The organism is Lacibacterium aquatile (assembly GCF_042683105.1).
Classification (GTDB): domain Bacteria; phylum Pseudomonadota; class Alphaproteobacteria; order Elsterales; family Elsteraceae; genus Lacibacterium; species Lacibacterium aquatile.
Window position 1 is genome coordinate 250,217 of sequence record NZ_JBHUIP010000004.1, and the last position, 16,900, is coordinate 267,116.

Annotated in this window: 13 protein-coding genes; 5 read left to right on the top strand and 8 right to left on the bottom strand. The window is 60.6% G+C overall.

Going from position 1 to position 16,900, the window contains the following annotated elements:
• Positions 1-166: 166 nt before the first annotated feature.
• Complete coding sequence (gene ssb / locus ACFSM5_RS06820; RefSeq protein WP_379875553.1) at positions 167-748, bottom strand: single-stranded DNA-binding protein; 582 nt, start codon at positions 746-748, stop codon at positions 167-169.
• Positions 749-935: 187 nt separating this feature from the next.
• On the opposite strand from ssb, the gene uvrA reads away from it, so the two are divergent.
• From uvrA to trmFO, 3 genes are all read left to right on the top strand, one after another.
• Positions 936-3,782: an excinuclease ABC subunit UvrA gene (gene uvrA, locus ACFSM5_RS06825; protein ID WP_379875554.1), complete on the top strand. Its 2,847-nt coding sequence runs from the start codon at positions 936-938 to the stop codon at positions 3,780-3,782.
• 91 nt (positions 3,783-3,873) lie between these two features.
• Positions 3,874-4,479, top strand: a complete 606-nt coding sequence (locus ACFSM5_RS06830; protein WP_379875555.1) for an ATP-dependent Clp protease proteolytic subunit — start codon at positions 3,874-3,876, stop codon at positions 4,477-4,479.
• Positions 4,480-4,651: 172 nt separating this feature from the next.
• Positions 4,652-5,986, top strand: coding sequence for a methylenetetrahydrofolate--tRNA-(uracil(54)-C(5))-methyltransferase (FADH(2)-oxidizing) TrmFO (gene trmFO / locus ACFSM5_RS06835; protein WP_379875556.1), 1,335 nt, complete (start codon positions 4,652-4,654; stop codon positions 5,984-5,986).
• A gap of 37 nt (positions 5,987-6,023) precedes the next feature.
• Here trmFO and ACFSM5_RS06840 read toward each other — a convergent pair whose 3' ends face one another.
• Both ACFSM5_RS06840 and ACFSM5_RS06845 read right to left on the bottom strand, forming a co-directional pair.
• Positions 6,024-6,659, bottom strand: coding sequence for a hypothetical protein (locus ACFSM5_RS06840; protein WP_379875557.1), 636 nt, complete (start codon positions 6,657-6,659; stop codon positions 6,024-6,026).
• Positions 6,660-6,709: 50 nt separating this feature from the next.
• A complete protein-coding gene (locus tag ACFSM5_RS06845; RefSeq protein WP_379875558.1) occupies positions 6,710-7,534 on the bottom strand; it encodes a phytoene/squalene synthase family protein in 825 nt (274 codons plus the stop codon).
• A 164-nt stretch (positions 7,535-7,698) separates the two neighbouring features.
• Here ACFSM5_RS06845 and ACFSM5_RS06850 point away from each other — a divergent pair, with 164 nt between their 5' ends.
• Positions 7,699-8,298, top strand: a complete 600-nt coding sequence (locus tag ACFSM5_RS06850) for a superoxide dismutase (RefSeq protein ID WP_379875559.1) — start codon at positions 7,699-7,701, stop codon at positions 8,296-8,298.
• Positions 8,299-8,358: 60 nt separating this feature from the next.
• Here the strand turns inward: ACFSM5_RS06850 and corA are convergent, their stop codons facing one another.
• The 4 genes from corA to ACFSM5_RS06870 form a co-directional block, all read right to left on the bottom strand.
• Positions 8,359-9,333 carry a magnesium/cobalt transporter CorA gene (gene corA / locus ACFSM5_RS06855; RefSeq protein ID WP_379875560.1) on the bottom strand — a complete coding sequence of 325 codons (975 nt, stop codon included), beginning with the start codon at positions 9,331-9,333 and terminating at the stop codon, positions 8,359-8,361.
• A 35-nt stretch (positions 9,334-9,368) separates the two neighbouring features.
• The gene (locus ACFSM5_RS06860) at positions 9,369-9,593 is read right to left on the bottom strand and encodes a hypothetical protein (RefSeq protein ID WP_379875561.1); all 225 of its coding nucleotides are present in this window, start codon (positions 9,591-9,593) and stop codon (positions 9,369-9,371) included.
• A gap of 41 nt (positions 9,594-9,634) precedes the next feature.
• The gene (locus ACFSM5_RS06865; RefSeq protein ID WP_379875562.1) at positions 9,635-11,707 is read right to left on the bottom strand and encodes a methyl-accepting chemotaxis protein; all 2,073 of its coding nucleotides are present in this window, start codon (positions 11,705-11,707) and stop codon (positions 9,635-9,637) included.
• Between the two features lie 166 nt (positions 11,708-11,873).
• A complete protein-coding gene (locus ACFSM5_RS06870; RefSeq protein WP_379875563.1) occupies positions 11,874-15,479 on the bottom strand; it encodes a hydantoinase B/oxoprolinase family protein in 3,606 nt (1,201 codons plus the stop codon).
• An 83-nt stretch (positions 15,480-15,562) separates the two neighbouring features.
• On the opposite strand from ACFSM5_RS06870, the gene ACFSM5_RS06875 reads away from it, so the two are divergent.
• Positions 15,563-16,069: a winged helix DNA-binding protein gene (locus ACFSM5_RS06875; RefSeq protein ID WP_379875564.1), complete on the top strand. Its 507-nt coding sequence runs from the start codon at positions 15,563-15,565 to the stop codon at positions 16,067-16,069.
• A gap of 150 nt (positions 16,070-16,219) precedes the next feature.
• Here ACFSM5_RS06875 and ACFSM5_RS06880 read toward each other — a convergent pair whose 3' ends face one another.
• On the bottom strand, positions 16,220-16,852 hold the full coding sequence (locus tag ACFSM5_RS06880) for a GDSL-type esterase/lipase family protein (protein WP_379875565.1): 633 nt from the start codon (positions 16,850-16,852) through the stop codon (positions 16,220-16,222).
• Positions 16,853-16,900 lie beyond the last annotated feature (48 nt).

The window sequence follows — 16,900 nt, forward strand, 5'->3', positions numbered from 1 at the left end:
GCGATGCCTGCATTCCAAGCCTCAGAAAGCCATCTGGGTTGCATCAGATGGTTTCCGACTTTCGGAATGCAATGGCTAAGAATCAGATAGTTCTGTCGCCTAAAGCTAAGAGCCTGAAAACGTTTCCGTCTTCAGGCTCTTGTTTACTTAGCCGGCGAATCCGTCTTCAGAACGGGATTTCGTCGTCGATGTCCGGGCCGCGACCGAAACCGCCGCCCTGGCCGCCGCCTTGGTTGCTCTGCCCGCCACGCGCACCGCCGACCTGCTGGCCACCACCATAACCGCCGCCATAGGAGGCACCGCCGCCCCCACCCTGGCCGCCGTAGCCGCCACCGGACGACTGGCCATAGCCGCCCTCATCACCGCCGCCATAACCGCCTTCATCGCCGCCACCCGGACGACCGCCCAGCAAGGTCATTTCGCCGCGATACTGCTGCAGCACGATTTCAGTCGTATATTTTTCGGCGCCGCTCTGGTCGGTCCACTTGCGGGTCTGCAACTGACCTTCGATATAGACGGTCGAGCCCTTCTTCAGGAAACGCTCGGCGACATCGGCAAGGCGGTCATTGAAGATCACGACGCGGTGCCACTCGGTCTTTTCCTTGCGCTCGCCGGACATACGGTCCTTCCAGGTTTCGGAAGTGGCGATGTTCAGATTGACTACCTTGCGGCCGTCCTGGGTCATCCGGATTTCCGGGTCGCGGCCAAGATTGCCAACGATAATGACCTTATTGACGCTGCCTGCCATCTAAACTTCCTTCCAACGCTGGGTAGTATATTTGCTCGGCGACCATAACGAACGTAACACCGCGAGTCTACGAATCTACGGATGGTGAGTGATCCGGGAAGGGGCACTGCATTTTGCCACCCTCTTCCATATTTTGCTCCCCTCCCCTCTTGAATGTCCACTCTTTGTTCTGGTATGACATCGCCTTATGAACGATCAGATCTCGATTCGCGGCGCCCGCGAGCATAACCTCAAGAATGTCGACGTCGATCTTCCGCGCGGCAGCTTGACCGTCATCACCGGCCTTTCCGGATCGGGCAAGTCCTCGCTTGCCTTTGATACGATCTATGCCGAAGGGCAAAGGCGCTATGTGGAGAGCCTGTCGGCCTATGCCCGGCAGTTCCTCGACCTCATGCAGAAGCCGGATGTCGATACGATCGAGGGCCTCTCACCCGCGATCTCCATCGAACAGAAGACCACGAGCCGCAATCCGCGTTCGACCGTCGGCACCGTGACCGAGATCTACGATTATCTGCGACTGCTGTTCGCCCGTGTCGGCGTGCCGCACTCGCCTGCGACCGGCCTGCCGATTGAAAGCCAGACCAACAGCCAGATGGTCGACCGCATCATGTCCCTGCCTGAAGGGACCCGCCTCTATCTGCTGGCCCCCGTCGTGCGCGGTCGCAAGGGCGAATATAAGAAGGAACTGCAGGACTATCAGAAGCGCGGCTTCCAGCGCGTCAAGGTCGATGGCGAGATGTACGAGATCGACGCCGTGCCCGCGCTCAACAAGAAGCTGAAGCATGATATCGAGGTGGTGGTCGACCGTATCGCCGTGCGCGAGGGGATCGAGTCCCGCCTGTCGGAAAGCATCGAGACTGCCCTCGATCTCGCCGACGGCATCCTCTATGCCGAAGATGCGGCCAATGGTCAGCGGCATGTCTATTCCGCCAAATTCGCCTGCCCCGTCAGCGGCTTCACCATTGATGAGATTGAACCGCGTCTCTTCTCCTTCAACAGCCCGTTCGGTCAGTGCGCCGCCTGCGAAGGCCTGGGCGTGAAGCTGCATTTCGATGCTGCCCTGGTGGTGCCGAATGACGAGCTCAGCCTGGCGACCGGCGCCGTGGCTCCCTGGGCAGGCTCCAGTTCGCAATACTACAGCCAGACCCTCGAAAGCCTTGCGCGCCACTATAAGATCAATATGGCGACCCCCTGGGGGCAGCTTCCCGAGGCGGCGCGCGAGGGTATTCTGCATGGCACCAAAGAAGCGGTGACGCTGCGCTTCAACGATGGCTTGCGCGCCTATGAGACAGAAAAGCCGTTTGAAGGCCTATTGCCGCATCTGGAACGCCGCTGGCGCGAGACCGATAGCTCCTGGGTGCGTGAGGAACTGGAGCGTTATCAGGCAAGCCACCCCTGCGAGGCCTGTAACGGCTTCCGCCTGAAGCCCGAGGCGCTGGCTGTCAAGATCCGGGGCCTGCATCTGGGCGAAGCGACGCAATTCTCCATCGCGGAAGCCGAAGCCTGGTTCAAGGCCCTGCCCGAGGCTCTGACGGATAAGCAGAACGAGATTGCGATCCGCATCCTGAAGGAAATCAACGAGCGCCTGGGGTTCCTGGTCAATGTCGGCCTGGAGTATCTCACCCTCGCCCGTTCATCAGGCACCCTGTCGGGTGGCGAGAGCCAGCGTATCCGTTTGGCTTCGCAGATCGGCTCGGGCCTGTCGGGTGTGCTCTATGTGTTGGACGAGCCCTCCATCGGCCTGCATCAGCGCGACAACGACCGACTGCTGGCGACTCTGCGACGCCTGCGCGACCTCGGCAATACCGTCATCGTCGTCGAGCATGACGAGGATGCGATCCGCGCCGCTGATTATCTGGTCGATATGGGCCCCGGCGCCGGTATCCATGGCGGTGCTATCGTCTCGCGCGGGACACCGGCCGAGGTGATGGCCGACCCGCAGAGCCTCACCGGCCAGTATCTTTCAGGCGCCAAGGGTATCGAGATTCCCAAGACCCGACGCAAGGGTCACAAGGGGCAGAAGCTGTCGATCAAGGGCGCGCGGGGCAACAACCTGCGGGACGTCAGTGTCGATATTCCTCTCGGCACCTTCACCTGCGTCACCGGCGTATCGGGCGGCGGCAAGTCGACCCTGATTATCGAGACGCTCTATAAGGCGCTGGCCCGCCGCATCAATGGTGCCCGCGACCTGCCCGCGCCCCATGATTCGCTCGACGGGTTGCATCACATCGACAAGATCGTCGATATCGACCAGTCGCCCATCGGCCGCACACCGCGCTCGAACCCGGCGACCTATACCGGCGCCTTTACGCCGATCCGCGACTGGTTCTCGGGCCTGCCTGAAGCCAAGGCACGCGGCTACGGTCCCGGTCGCTTCTCCTTCAATGTGAAGGGCGGGCGTTGCGAGGCGTGCCAGGGCGACGGCGTCATCAAGATCGAGATGCATTTCCTGCCCGACCAATACGTGCAGTGTGACGTCTGCAAGGGCAAGCGCTACAGCCGCGAAACCCTGGACGTGAAGTTCCGCGACAAGAGCATCGCCGATGTCCTCGATATGACGATCGAGGAAGCGGCGGAATTCTTCAAGGCGGTGCCGGGTATCCGCGACAAGATGGAAGCCCTGGTCCGCGTGGGCCTTGGCTATATCCACGTCGGTCAGCAGGCAACGACCCTGTCAGGCGGTGAAGCACAGCGCGTGAAGCTGGCCAAGGAACTGTCGCGCCGCTCCACTGGTCGCACGCTCTATATCCTGGACGAGCCGACCACCGGCCTGCATTTCGAGGATGTGCGCAAACTGCTGGAAGTGCTGCAGGCCCTTGTCGAGCAAGGCAATACGGTGCTGGTGATCGAACATAATCTGGAGGTGATAAAGATCGCCGACTGGATCATCGATCTCGGGCCCGAAGGCGGCGCTGGCGGCGGCCAGATCGTGGCCGAGGGAACGCCGGAAAAAGTGGCGGCAACCGAGGCGAGCTATACGGGTCACTATCTGAAACCCTACCTCTCGGCACCCGCCAAGCTCAGGGCCTCTTGATTGCGGGCTTGCCCCAAGCCTCAGGATTTCCTAAGTGAATGGGGACGGTATTTTACCGCAGGCGCCGACGATACGCTTAATAGGAGCGAGCATGGCCTTCTGGCTTGATAAAGAAGAAGAGAAGAAAGAGAACGAGGATGCCCCGCTGAAGCCGACCGAGGCTTTGGAAGAGCGGCTTTTCAAGTCCCGTTCGGTGTTCGTGTTCGGCCAGATTGATATGAAGCTGGCGCAGTCGGTGACGGCCCGTCTTCTCGCTCTGGCGCAGGAAGACGAGGAAAAAGAGATCCGTGTGTTCGTGAACTCGCCCGGCGGTCACGTCGAAAGCGGCGACACCATTCACGACATGCTGCGTTTCATGCCCTGCCCCGTGAAGGTTATCGGCACCGGCTGGGTCGGCTCGGCCGCAGCGCATCTCTATCTGTCCGTGAATAAAGAGAACCGCCTCTGCCTGCCGAACACCCGCTTCCTGCTGCATCAGCCCTCGGGCGGTGCGGGCGGTCAGGCCAGCGATATCGCGATCCAGGCCAAGGAAATCCTCAAGATCAAATCGCGCATTCAGAAGTCGATTGCCGATGCCACCGGCCAGCCGCTGGACCGGGTGATCAAGGACACCGAGCGCGATTACTGGATGCAGGCGCCCGAAGCCCTCGATTACGGCGTTGTCGGCCGCATCGTCGCGACCTACAAAGATATTTAGGCCCCTCTTCGCCTACTAAAATGGATCGTCACCCCGGGACTTGATCCCGGGGTCTCCTTCGGGAGATTGTCCATTACTGCCGTGATCTCGTGGAAATGACCCCGGAGGAGATCCCGTGGTCGAGCCACGGGATGACGGCTTTTTGTTTTTGTGCCTTGAAGGAAACTATCCCATGCAACCAGTTCACGTTATCGGCGGCGGTCTTGCTGGGTCGGAAGCGGCCTATCAATTGGCAAAACAGGGCGTGCCCGTGATCTTGCATGAGATGCGGGGAACGCGCGGGACCGACGCGCATCAGACCGACAAGCTCGCCGAACTGGTCTGCTCCAACTCCTTCCGCTCGGACGATCATGAGTTCAATGCCGTTGGCGTGCTGCATGCCGAACTGCGTCAGGCCGGTTCGCTGATCTTCAAGGCGGCCGATGCCCATCAGGTTCCGGCCGGTGGCGCCCTGGCTGTGGATCGCGACGGCTTTGCCGATGCTGTGACCGCCGCTATCGCAGCCGAACCCCTGATCGAGGTTCGCCGCGAAGAGATCGTGGGTCTGCCGCCCGAAGACTGGGACAGCGTCATCGTCGCTACCGGCCCCCTGACCTCTGCCCCGCTGGCCGAGGCGATCCGGGAGTTTACCGGCGAGGAAAGCCTGTCCTTCTTCGATGCCATCGCGCCCATCGTCCATAAGGACAGCATCAATTTCGATCTGGCCTGGTACCAGTCACGCTATGACAAGGAAGGCCCCGGCGGGTCGGGCAAGGACTACATCAACTGCCCGCTGAACAAGGAAGAATATCAGGCCTTCATCGCGGCCATTCTTGAAGGCGAAAAGACCGACTTCAAGGAATGGGAAAAGTCGACGCCCTACTTCGAAGGTTGCCTACCCATTGAGGTGATGGCCGGACGGGGGGCGGAAACCCTGCGTTTCGGGCCGATGAAGCCAGTCGGCCTGGATGATCCGCGCACGGGCCGCTGGCCCTATGCCGTGGTGCAACTGCGCCAGGATAATGCCCTGGGCTCGCTCTATAACATCGTCGGTTTCCAGACCAAGCTGAAGTATGCCGAACAGACGCGGATCTTCCGTATGATCCCAGGCCTGGAGAATGCCGAGTTCGCGCGCCTGGGCGGCTTGCATCGCAATACCTTCATCAACTCCCCGCGTCTGCTGGATCGCACCTTGAAGCTCAAGGCGCGCCCGTCCCTGCGTTTTGCCGGTCAGGTCACCGGTGTTGAAGGCTATGTGGAAAGCACGGCTGTCGGCTTACTCGCCGGGCGCTTTGCCGCTGCCGAGCGTCTGGGCAAGAGCTTCGAAGTCCCGCCTGCCACCACGGCCCTGGGCGCACTCGTTAATCACATCACCGGCGGTGCCGAAGCCAGCACCTTCCAGCCGATGAACATCAACTTCGGCCTGTTCCCCGAAATCGAAGGCAAATTCCGTGGGCGCGAGAAAAAAGCTGCTCAGGCAAAGCGCGCTCTTGCCGATTGCGCCGCTTGGTTGGCGAAAGTGGCATAGGACGTAATTAAAACAGGCCCTTGCGGGCCTGTTTTTTTTAAGAGACGGCTGCGATGGTCGCCGAGGCTTTCTCGACCTCGAGCTGGTTCAGCCTCTCGTCCGTTGCCTTGTTCATCTCGTCGATCTTGCTTTGGCAGTTATCTGGGGTCGAAGAAGGGCATTCGGCTTTGATCTTATCGAGCTTTTTCTTGGTTTCCTCTCGAATGAACATCGACCGGCGAAGGTAGAATTCATCCCGCTGTTGTTCCGAGTTGAATTTCTCGGGATTGAGAAACACCAAGATCTCCGGTTCATATTGATTGGCTGCCCCGGAACCCTGGTCGATGACCGCGCCGACGACCCCGCCCAGCAGAATATTGCCTAAAGTCATTGCCTGGAAACTCGATGTGAGTTTGCCGTCAGCATTCCGGTAGCCGGTCTTCTGGCAATTAACCTGAAGATCATCCTTGCTCTTGGAAAGAACGACGCTGGCAGGTGTCGGATTGGCAACGGCCAAGACACTGCCATTTTTCGAAACCTCGCACTTAGCTTCCGCCGGTTCCGTCTTAACCAGAACGCTCTGGCTGGTACCTTCGACGATTGTTGCGCAGCCGCTAAGGGCGATTAAAACCCCCGACGCAGCCAGCAAAGGTAGTGATTTTCGAAACATCATCAACTCCAGAAGAAAAATCATTCGGAGTTGAGCGAATTAAACCATTAATATCAAATTAAAAATTGAGGTTTTTACAATCTTCCCGAGATAACTCCGAAAATCATTCGCAGTAAAACAGAAAAATAAGGCGACGGAACAACTTTGAAGGGATTCCAACCGGCTTTCTCGAGGCGGGCGACCTCGCGCTTGGCAAGTAACGCCGGCAATAGAGCGGCCTTGCTTCTGCGATTGGTCATTCCTCTGATCAGAGACAGCCGGTCATGCGCAAGCTTGGCTAGGCCTTCAATCAGCGGAGGCAGTAACTCTTGTCGGATCCCATCCCGGATGTCGCGTGCGGTAAGTCCGCTTTGTGCAATCCTGTCGAGAGGCAAATCTATCCGCCCGGCCATGGCACGGTGAGGGATGGCGACCAGCAGCCCGGCAAAGCCATAAGCTTCTGCTGCCGCTCGGCTTTCGAGCGGATCGGCGCCTAAGATCAGAGCTGTCAGTTCGCCCAATTCACCGGCAGTGTCGGAGACATAGCTCTCAAATCCGTCCTGCGTACCAGGTGGATGGGGTTCCAGATCCGCCTCCCGTGCATCGATCATTTTGTCCAGGCGCTGACGCGGCAGAGAATAACGGCTAATGGCCTCTGCCAATGGTTGGACAACCTGGTGCTTGCGCACCTCCCGGCCCTCGTAGATCTCGGCCAATGCATCCCGCCACCATTGCAAGCGGATCTGCCCCATCATGGCTTCGCGCACCACGCTGCGGGTCTTGGCAATTTCAAGGTTGAAAGCAAACAGCGCTGAAAGGCCGTCCCGATGTTCAGATGGGGCAAGAAGCGCAACCAGGAAACGCGGATGGTCGTGTGCCTTCAGTTCCCCGAGGCAGAAATCATGCGGCGCATCAGACATTCAACCGAAACCCTCTTTCTGGACGGCGGGACAATAGCGCAGTCGTAGCGGGGCGATATCCATAATTTACAAAGGGTTCCAAACTGCCGATTTTCCGGTTATCAGAGCTACAGCTGGACACCGCAAACCTAGCTGCTTCAAACGAAAAAGAAAGAAGGGACACCATGGCCTTTGAACTTCCGCCCCTGCCCTACGCCGCCAATGCGTTGGAACCCCACATGTCGGCGAACACGTTCAGCTTCCACCATGCGAAGCATCACAACGCCTATGTGACCAACCTGAACAACCTCGTCAAGGACACCCCGATGTCCCAGATGAGCCTCGAGGAGATCATTCTCGAGTCGGCAAAGGACCCTGCCAAGGGTGGCGTCTTCAATAATGCCGCGCAGATCTGGAACCACACGTTCTTCTGGAACTGCATGAAGCCGCAGGGCGGCGGGCAGCCGACCGGCGATATCGCCGCCAAGATTGACGAAGCCTTCGGCTCCTACGATGCCTTCAAGGAACAGTTCAAGGCCGCCGCCGTTGGTCAGTTCGGCGCTGGCTGGGCCTGGCTCGTTGTTGAAGATGGCGCTCTCAAGATCACTAAGACCCTGAACGCCGATCTGCCGATGGCCCATGGTCAGACCGCGCTGCTGACGGTCGACGTCTGGGAACATGCCTATTATCTCGATTACCAGAACCGCCGCCCGGACTTCGTGCAGTCGTTCCTGGACAATCTGGTGAACTGGGACTTCGTGAACCAGAATCTCGCCCGCGCCTAAAGGCGTCGGCAGCTTCAAGGAATGCGAGAGGGTCGGTTATCCGGCCCTCTTTTATTTTGACTAAAGCCAGCCGCGCTTACGGAACATGCGGTACAGCACGACACAGATGACCAGAATGGTCGCAACGACGGTCGGATAGCCGAATGTCATGCGCAATTCCGGCATCACCTCGAAATTCATGCCATATATGCCCGCAATTGCCGTCGGAACGGCCAGGATCGCCGCCCAGGCACCCAAGCGCCGCATGACATCGTTCTGGGTCATCGACAGGTAGGCGAAACCGGCGTCGACAGCCGCAGTCAGTAGATCGCGCACGTTATCGAGATTTTCGACCACCCGGATCGCATGATCCTGCACGTCGCGGAAATAGGGGCGGATGTTCGGGTCGACCAGCGGATTATCTGGGCGCATCAGGCGTGCCGCCATGTCGATAACTGGAACGACCGAGCGGCGTACCTCCATGATCTCCTTTTTCAGACGATAGACCTGGGCCACGGTCTCACGTCCTGCGGTCTGGGACAGCACCTGTTCCTCAACCTGGGTCGCGGCATCCTCCAGGCATTCAGCCAGCGGCATATAATTATCGATCACGAAGTCGATGATCGAATAGAGGACGTAATCCTCACCATGCTTCAAAAGCGCCGGCGCCGCCTCGCAACGGGCGCGAACCAGGGCGTAGGAGCTGGAGGCGCCATGGCGGACAGTGACGACATAGCCACGCCCGGCAAAGACATGGGTCTCCCCAAGCTCGCGTTTATTGTCCTTCCCCAGATGTGCGGTGCGCAGGACCAGGAAGATATCGTCGCCATATTGTTCGAGCTTGGGGCGCTGATGGGCGCGATGGGCGTCTTCGACCGCCAGCGGGTGCAGATTGAACGCCTGCTGGACAGTGGACAGCGTCTCTTCGTCAGGTTCATGAAGACCGACCCAGACGAAGCTTCCCGGCTTCCTGGGTCGGTCCTTCAGTTCGTCCAGGGTGAGGTCCGCAACCCGGCGGCCGTTTTCATAGACTGCGCAATTGACGACCATCGGCATCGCGCTGTTTCCCCCACCCGGACTGTTTCTTGTTATCAGGAACGCTTACGCATCCCCAATAACACAGCACCGGCACCGATGACGATAAGCCCGATGCTGATCGGCTGCGGGATCGAGGCAGTTTTCTCCTGGGTGGCGGTCGCCTCGATGGGGCCGAGCTTAAGCACCTGCTCTTTTTCTTTATAGGGCACACCGCCAAAAACCAGCCCAGCGATACCCAGAACGGCCAACAGACCGCCCGCAATGATCAGACCACGCATTTGCTGCCTCTTTCTTGTTTTTTGAAGTCCTGGTCGCAACCTTAAGCGCGGACATTGGCAAGAAAACGGCCGACCTCCAGTTTTAATCTGTCGGCTTCGACGGAAAGCCCGCCAGACACCTGTTTCAGATTGTCGGCAGCAGAACCGGTCAGTTCGGCCGCGTTATGCACTTCACCGATGACGCTGGCGACCGACTGGGTACCGTCGGCAGCTTCGGCGATATTGCGGCTAATTTCAGCCGTGGCGGCGCCCTGCTCTTCCACGGCAGCAGCCACACCGGCGGTGATGGCGCTGATGCGGTCGATGGTGGTGCCGATGCCCCTGATCGCTTTGACTGAGACCTCGGTTTCGCGCTGGATGGCGGCCACCTGGGCCTGGATATCCTCCGTCGCGCTGGCGGTCTGATTTGCCAGCGCCTTCACTTCCGAGGCCACGACGGCAAAGCCCTTGCCCGCATCCCCTGCCCGCGCCGCCTCGATGGTCGCATTGAGGGCCAACAGATTGGTCTGGGCAGCGATGTCCTGGATCAGCTTCACCACATCATCGATGCGACGGGCTGTCTCCGCCAGGGTCTGGACGGAGCGGTCGGTATTCTTGGCTTCCTCGACCGCGCTGGCAGCGACCTGATTGGCCTCCGACATCTGGCGGCTGATTTCGGAGATAGAGCTGGACAGTTCCTCGGTCGCGGCGGCAACGGTCGCCACATTCTGATTACCCTGTGCCGCTGAGGTTGCCACGGTTTCGCTGCGGTCCAGGGTCTGGCGTGCGGTCTGTGCCAGATGCTGGGCGCCGTCGGACAGCTTGTGAACGGCAACCGCCACTTGCTCGACCACGGTCCCGACGGCGGTTTCGAAATTATCCGCCATCTCTAGCAAGGCATTGCGCTGCCGCACGCGTGCAGCCTGACGCTCCTGCCCGGCTTCTTCTTCCATGCGGCGAACCTGTTCGGCATTATCCTTGAAGATCTGCAGGGCCGACGCCATGCGGCCGACCTCGTCCTTGCGGCCCGTTTCCGGGATGGCAAGGCCCAGTTCACCCTCGGCCAACCGCCCCATCGCCTGGGTGATCCGAAGCAGCGGCGGCACGATGGCCCGTTGCGTCGCCCAGAGAATGCCGGTCGCGACCACAATCGCCGCCCCCAGCATGACGAGCAGCAGGATCACCAGTTCCTCGGCATTGGTGCGAACCCCGGCGGCGTCTTGCTGAAGCTCGGAAACCTGGGTCCCGACGAAGCCCAGTTCGCTGCCCTTGCCTTCCAGAACAGTAAGAACCTTGGTTGCAGCGGGCAGGACTTCGCCATCGAAGGTCTTGCTCGCCATATTCCAACCGTCGCTGACCCGGCTGGCGTGGAGAATCTCGAGTTTGGGATCCAGATCCTCGACCAGCGCCAGGAGTTCATCCATGGCAGCGGCCTGGGCCTCGCTCAAGGATTTGCGACGAACGCTTAGGCTCGAAGCGGACTTGCCGACATTCGCGATGGCTTCCTGCGACGCCTGATACAGCTTCTCCTGCCCTGTGAGCAGGAAGCCCTGCAGGTTGCCCGCAGCGGCCGCGGCAGCCGATCCGATGTTGGCCATGGGACGTAGGACGCCGATGCGGCCTTCGGCCTGTGCATTGCGGGCCTCTTCGTCCAGCAGCTTCCGCGCCGCCTCGCCCATCTTACCGAGTGCCGGTTCGACTTCCTTGACGAAGAGTTCCATGCCAGGCGTCTCAGCGGGTGTGCCGACAAGGGCGATCACAGAATCCTGGCGGCTGCGCAGATGGGTCAGTGAACTTACGACCTCGGCCCAGACAGCCTGATCATTTGCGTTGTCCAGCGTCAGCCGGTCCAGTTCCGCCTTCATGGCATCAACGGTTTTCCAGGCCTCGGCCCAGTTTGCCTTATCGGTTGCCGACCGGGTCATCATGGAGGCGCGCAGCCCCTCCAGCGTCGCATGGACGGCCCCGGCTAGCCGCTGGCCGGCGATTGCCGTCGGCACACTCTTGGAGGCCATCGTATCGACGACCGACCGTTGCGCACCTACCCGGACAATCGAGGTGCCGACGACGGCAACCAAGACTAATACAAGGCTGGAAAATCCGAGGACGAGACGTCCTCTGAGTCCTAATGCCATCCGCTGTTCCCCCAGGGTGTGGTCGGCCGTTTCCGTTCAGGCGGCCAGCCGACTTCATTTACCCATCAATAGAAACAGCTTCTCCGTCTATTTGCGACTCGCTTTGTTAAGGACTGTGACAGATTTTTGAAACTAATCTTACGGAGAGATTTTGTCTTAAGCTCTGCTACTTGCCATAGGCGCCGCCGCCCGGGGTTTCGATGACGAACACGTCACCGGGCTTCATTTCCACCCGATGGGTGGCGCCGAAGTCCTCGCGGCTACCGGATGCGCGTTCGACATAGTTGATACCCAGGGCACCCGCCTCCCCGCCTTCCAGACCAAAGGGAGCTACCCGGCGACGATTGGCCAGAATGCCCGCCGTCATCTCTTCCAGGAACCGCAAGCGTCGGATCGTGCCGTCACCGCCACGATATTTGCCCTTACCGCCCGAACCGCGACGGATCTCGTAGCTTTCCAGCAGGATCGGGAAACGGAATTCCAGGATCTCCGGGTCGGTCAGACGGCTATTGGTCATATGGGTATGGACGGCATCCGTGCCTTCGAAGCCCGGACCGGCACCGCTGCCGCCGCAGATGGTTTCATAATACTGGTGACGGCTGTTGCCGAAGGTGAAGTTGTTCATGGTACCCTGGGCGCCCGCCATGACGCCGAGTGCACCATAGATCGCATCGGTCACCACCTGGCTGGTCTCCACATTCCCGGCCACCACGGCTGCGGGATAGGCGGGATTGAGCATGCAGCCGTCCGGGATCACGATATCGAGCGGCTTAAGGCAGCCCGCGTTCATCGGGATCTCGTCGTCCACCAGGGTGCGGAAGACATAGAGCACCGCCGCCCGCGCCACGCTGGAGGGGGCGTTGAAATTGTTCGGCAACTGACCCGTGGTGCCGGTGAAATCGATCTTCGCCGACCTGTCCTTATGGTCGATGGTCACCGTGACCTTGATCACCGCGCCGTTGTCCAGCTCATAGGCAAAGCTGCCGTCTTTCAGGACCTGAATGACCCGGCGGACCTGTTCCTCGGCATTATCCTGCACGTGGCCCATATAGGCCTGGACGACAGGCAGGGTGAACTGATCGACCATGCGGCGCAGTTCCTGGATGCCTTTTTCGTTCGCCGCCACCTGGGCGCCCAGATCGGCCATGTTCTGATCGATATTGCGGGCGGGATATTTACCGCTAGCCAGCAAAGCGCGCATCGCCGCGTCCTGCAGCACCCCGCCGTCGAGCAGCTTGAAATTATCGATCAGCACGCCCTCTTCATCGACGGTCACCGAATCCGGTGGCATCGAGCCCGGCGTGATGCCACCGATATCGGCATGGTGACCCCGGCTGGCGACATAGAACAGCGGCCCCGATCCATCGGCCAGATAGACCGGCGAGATGATCGTGACGTCCGGCAGATGCGTCCCACCATTGTAGGGTGCGTTCAGGACATAGACGTCGCCCTGCTTCATCTGCGCCTTGTTGAGGCGGATGATCGTCTGCACCGAGTCGCCCATCGACCCCAGATGCACCGGCATATGCGGCGCATTGGCGATCAACTGCCCGCCGCCATCGAAGATCGCGCAGGAAAAGTCCAGGCGTTCCTTGATATTGACGGAATGCGAGGTGTTCTCGAGGGTCGAGCCCATCTGCTCGGCGATCGACATGAAGAGGTTGTTGAAGACCTCCAGCATCACCGGATCGACTGTCGTCCCAACGGCAACGGCACGCTCCAGCGGCACCACGCGGGTCAGCACCAGATGCCCGGCTTCGGTCATCTCGGCTTCCCAGCCGGGTTCGATGACGTTAGTGCCGGTCGGTTCGGTGATGATCGCCGGACCTGCGACCTTGTCGCCCGCCTGCAGTTTCAGCCGGTCGAAGACGCCCGCCTTATGGAAAGCGCCCGCCGCATAGATGGTGGAGGTCGCCAGCGCTTCCGGCGCACCCGACGTCCGGCCCGCCACCTTCGGCTCCTGCGGACGTTCCATGCTGCCGATGGCTTCGGCCGCGACGGCTTCGACGATCAGGCGCTTGGACGGCACGATGAAACCATAGCGGCGGCGATGGGCATCCTCGAACCCTTCGACCAGACCGGCCAGTCGGTCCCCGCCCTTGGGCATATCGACGATCAGGAAGGCATCGGTGCCTTCGTAACGGATACGGACCGTGCGCTGAATCTCGATCTGCGCTTCGGCGATATCCTGGGTCGCCAGTTCCTTGCGGCCTTCGACGGCCAGCCCGTCGAGCGTCTTATCGAGTTGCGCCAGCAGCTCTGCGGCGAGCGGCGCTTCGACGGAGGCTTCGCGCATGATGCGGAAGTCGGCCAGCCCCATGCCATAGGCCGACAGAACGCCTGCCAGCGGATGCAGGAAGACCTTGGTCATGCCCAGGCTGTCGGCGACGAGGCAGGCATGCTGCCCACCGGCACCGCCAAAGCTGCACAGGGTGTAATGCGTAACGTCATAGCCGCGCTGGATGGAGATTTCCTTGATCGCGTTGGCCATATTCTCGACCGCGATCTTCAGGAAACCATCGGCGATCTCTTCAGGCGAACGCTTCAGCCCGATGCCTTTTTCGACCTCGGCGGCGAGGGCCTTGAACTTCTGCTCGACCGTGGCCTTGTCCAGCGGCTGATCGGCATTCAGGCCAAATACCTTGGGGAAGAAAGCCGGATCCAGCTTGCCGACCATCACATTGGCGTCGGTCACCGTCAGCGGGCCGCCCCGGCCATAGGCTGCCGGGCCTGGATTGGCACCTGCCGAATGGGGGCCGACGCGGAAGCGCGAGCCGTCGAAGAACAGGATCGAACCGCCACCGGCAGCAACGGTGTGGATCTGCATCATCGGCGCGCGCATGCGCACCCCGGCGACGCGGGTGTCGAAAGCCCGCTCGTATTCGCCTGCGAAATGCGACACGTCGGTCGAAGTGCCACCCATGTCGAAGCCGATGATCTTGCCGAAGCCGGCCGCCTGCGCCGTTTCGACCGCGCCGACGATGCCGCCTGCGGGGCCGGACAGAATCGCGTCCTTGCCCTGGAAAGCAAAAGCGTCGGTCAGGCCGCCGTTCGACTGCATGAACATCAGGCGCACATCGCCCAGTTCGCCCGCCACCTGCTCCACATAATGGCGCAGGATCGGCGACAGATAGGCATCGACGACAGTGGTATCGCCCCGCCCGACCAGCTTCATCAGCGGGCTGACCTCATGGCTGACCGATACCTGGGTAAAGCCGATTTCCTTGGCGAGAGCGGCCAACGCTTTCTCATGCGCCGTAAAGCGATAGCCATGCATCAGCACGATGGCGACAGCGCGGATGCCGTCGTTGAAAGCGGCGGTCAGACCGCTCCTGGCCTTATCCAGATCCAGCGGCGTTTCGACCGTGCCGTCGGCCATCACACGTTCGTCGACTTCGACGACCTTCTCGTACAGCAGTTCCGGCAGTTCGATCTGGCGGGCGAAGATGTCCGGGCGATCCTGATAGGCGATCCGCAGCGCATCCTTGAAGCCTGCAGTCATCACCAGCAGCGTGCGGGCGCCCTTGCGCTCCAGCAGCGCATTGGTCGCGACCGTCGTGCCCATCTTGACCGCCTCGACCTCATGGGCCGGAACGGTACCACCTGTCTCGACGCCCAGGAACTCGCGGATACCCTGCACGGCAGCGTCGCTATAGCGTTCGGGGTTTTCCGACAGGAGCTTCTTGGTGGCAAGGCTGCCATCGGGACGCCGCGCGACGATATCTGTAAAAGTGCCGCCACGATCGATCCAGAATTGCCACTTGCCAGCCATAGGTTTACCCCTTTTCAAGGACTGTACGGATAGGCAAATCGCTGACATAATATCTATAAATTGTCAACGTCAGGACGCGCGTAATGCCTCGTCAGCCGATTGTTTCCAGCGCCCATCTCGTCTCGCAGCGCGGGGCTGCTTTATCGGAAGCCGAATTTGCGTTGATCATGGCCAGCAATGCCTTCTCGCGCTGGATCGTGCGCTGCATGGCGGCGGCGGGGCAACCGGATCTGTCCAGTCTGGACGTACTGATCCTGCATTTCTGCGCCCATCGCCAGCGGGAAAAGCGCCTCTCTGATATCTGCCTCATGCTGAATATCGAAGATAACCACATCGTGGCCTATGGCCTGAAGAAGCTGGTCAAGCAAGGCATGTTGAGCACCCGGCGCCAGGGTAAGGAAGTCTTCTACCGCGCGACGGAGGCCGGGACAGCCGCCTGCGAAGCCTATCGCGAGGTGCGCGAGCGCTGCCTGATGGATGCCTTCGCCGAAATCGGCACCTCGGAGGATAAGGTCGGCGAGCTCGCCAGCCTGCTGCGGGCAATCTCCGGCCTCTACGATCAGGCCGCGCGGGCTGCGGTTAGTCTTTAGGCTCTCAAAAGACCTCGTCATCCCGTGGCTCGACCACGGGATCTCCTCCGAGAGCCTGACCAATTCTTCCTGAGACAGTGTGGAAATGCCCCCGAAGGAGATCCCGGGATCAAGTCCCGGGATGACGACAGAGGGATGACAAGTCGGAGGTCACCCCCGCGCCAGGCCCCGCCAGCCCTCGCTGGTGCCCACCACTTCCGCCGCCAGCGCATACCCCTGCCCGTCCGGATGCAGCCCATCGCTGCGGGCCAAAGCCTCTGCAAATTCCGGGTTCTGCGAGAGCGGCGTAAAGGCATCGACATAGGCGATCCCCGCCATGGCGGCGGCATCCTTGAAACCCTCGTTCAGGGCCGACAGCCGCTCGTTCCGGAAATAGAGGTTCTTGCCGTGCAGGCGTGAAAAGAACGGCATCTTGGCCTCGTTCACCGCCAGCGGCCCGACCCACAGCGTGCGATAGGTAGCGCGGCATTCCTCGGCCACGGCGGCGGCATCCTCGATGGCCTGGGCGATATTTCCGATGGGGCTGCCATCCTCGAACTGCGCTGTATCATTCACGCCAAAGGACAGCACGACCGCGCCATCCTTTGGGGTAGATATCCGCTGCTCGCACTCCGCCCGCCAGCGCTTGGCAATAGCCGCGACCGGCTGTCCCCGGATGCCGAGATTGTAGAAGGTCGCCGTGCCGTGAAAGCCATAGGGACGCAGACGACCGGGCCAACCGATCCCCTCCTTGTCCCCCATGCCCTCGACCGTGCTGGCCCCGATGAAACAGATCGCGCGCACCTCACTCTCCCTGATATTCGAGCTCATCTTGCACATCAGGTCAGGTAG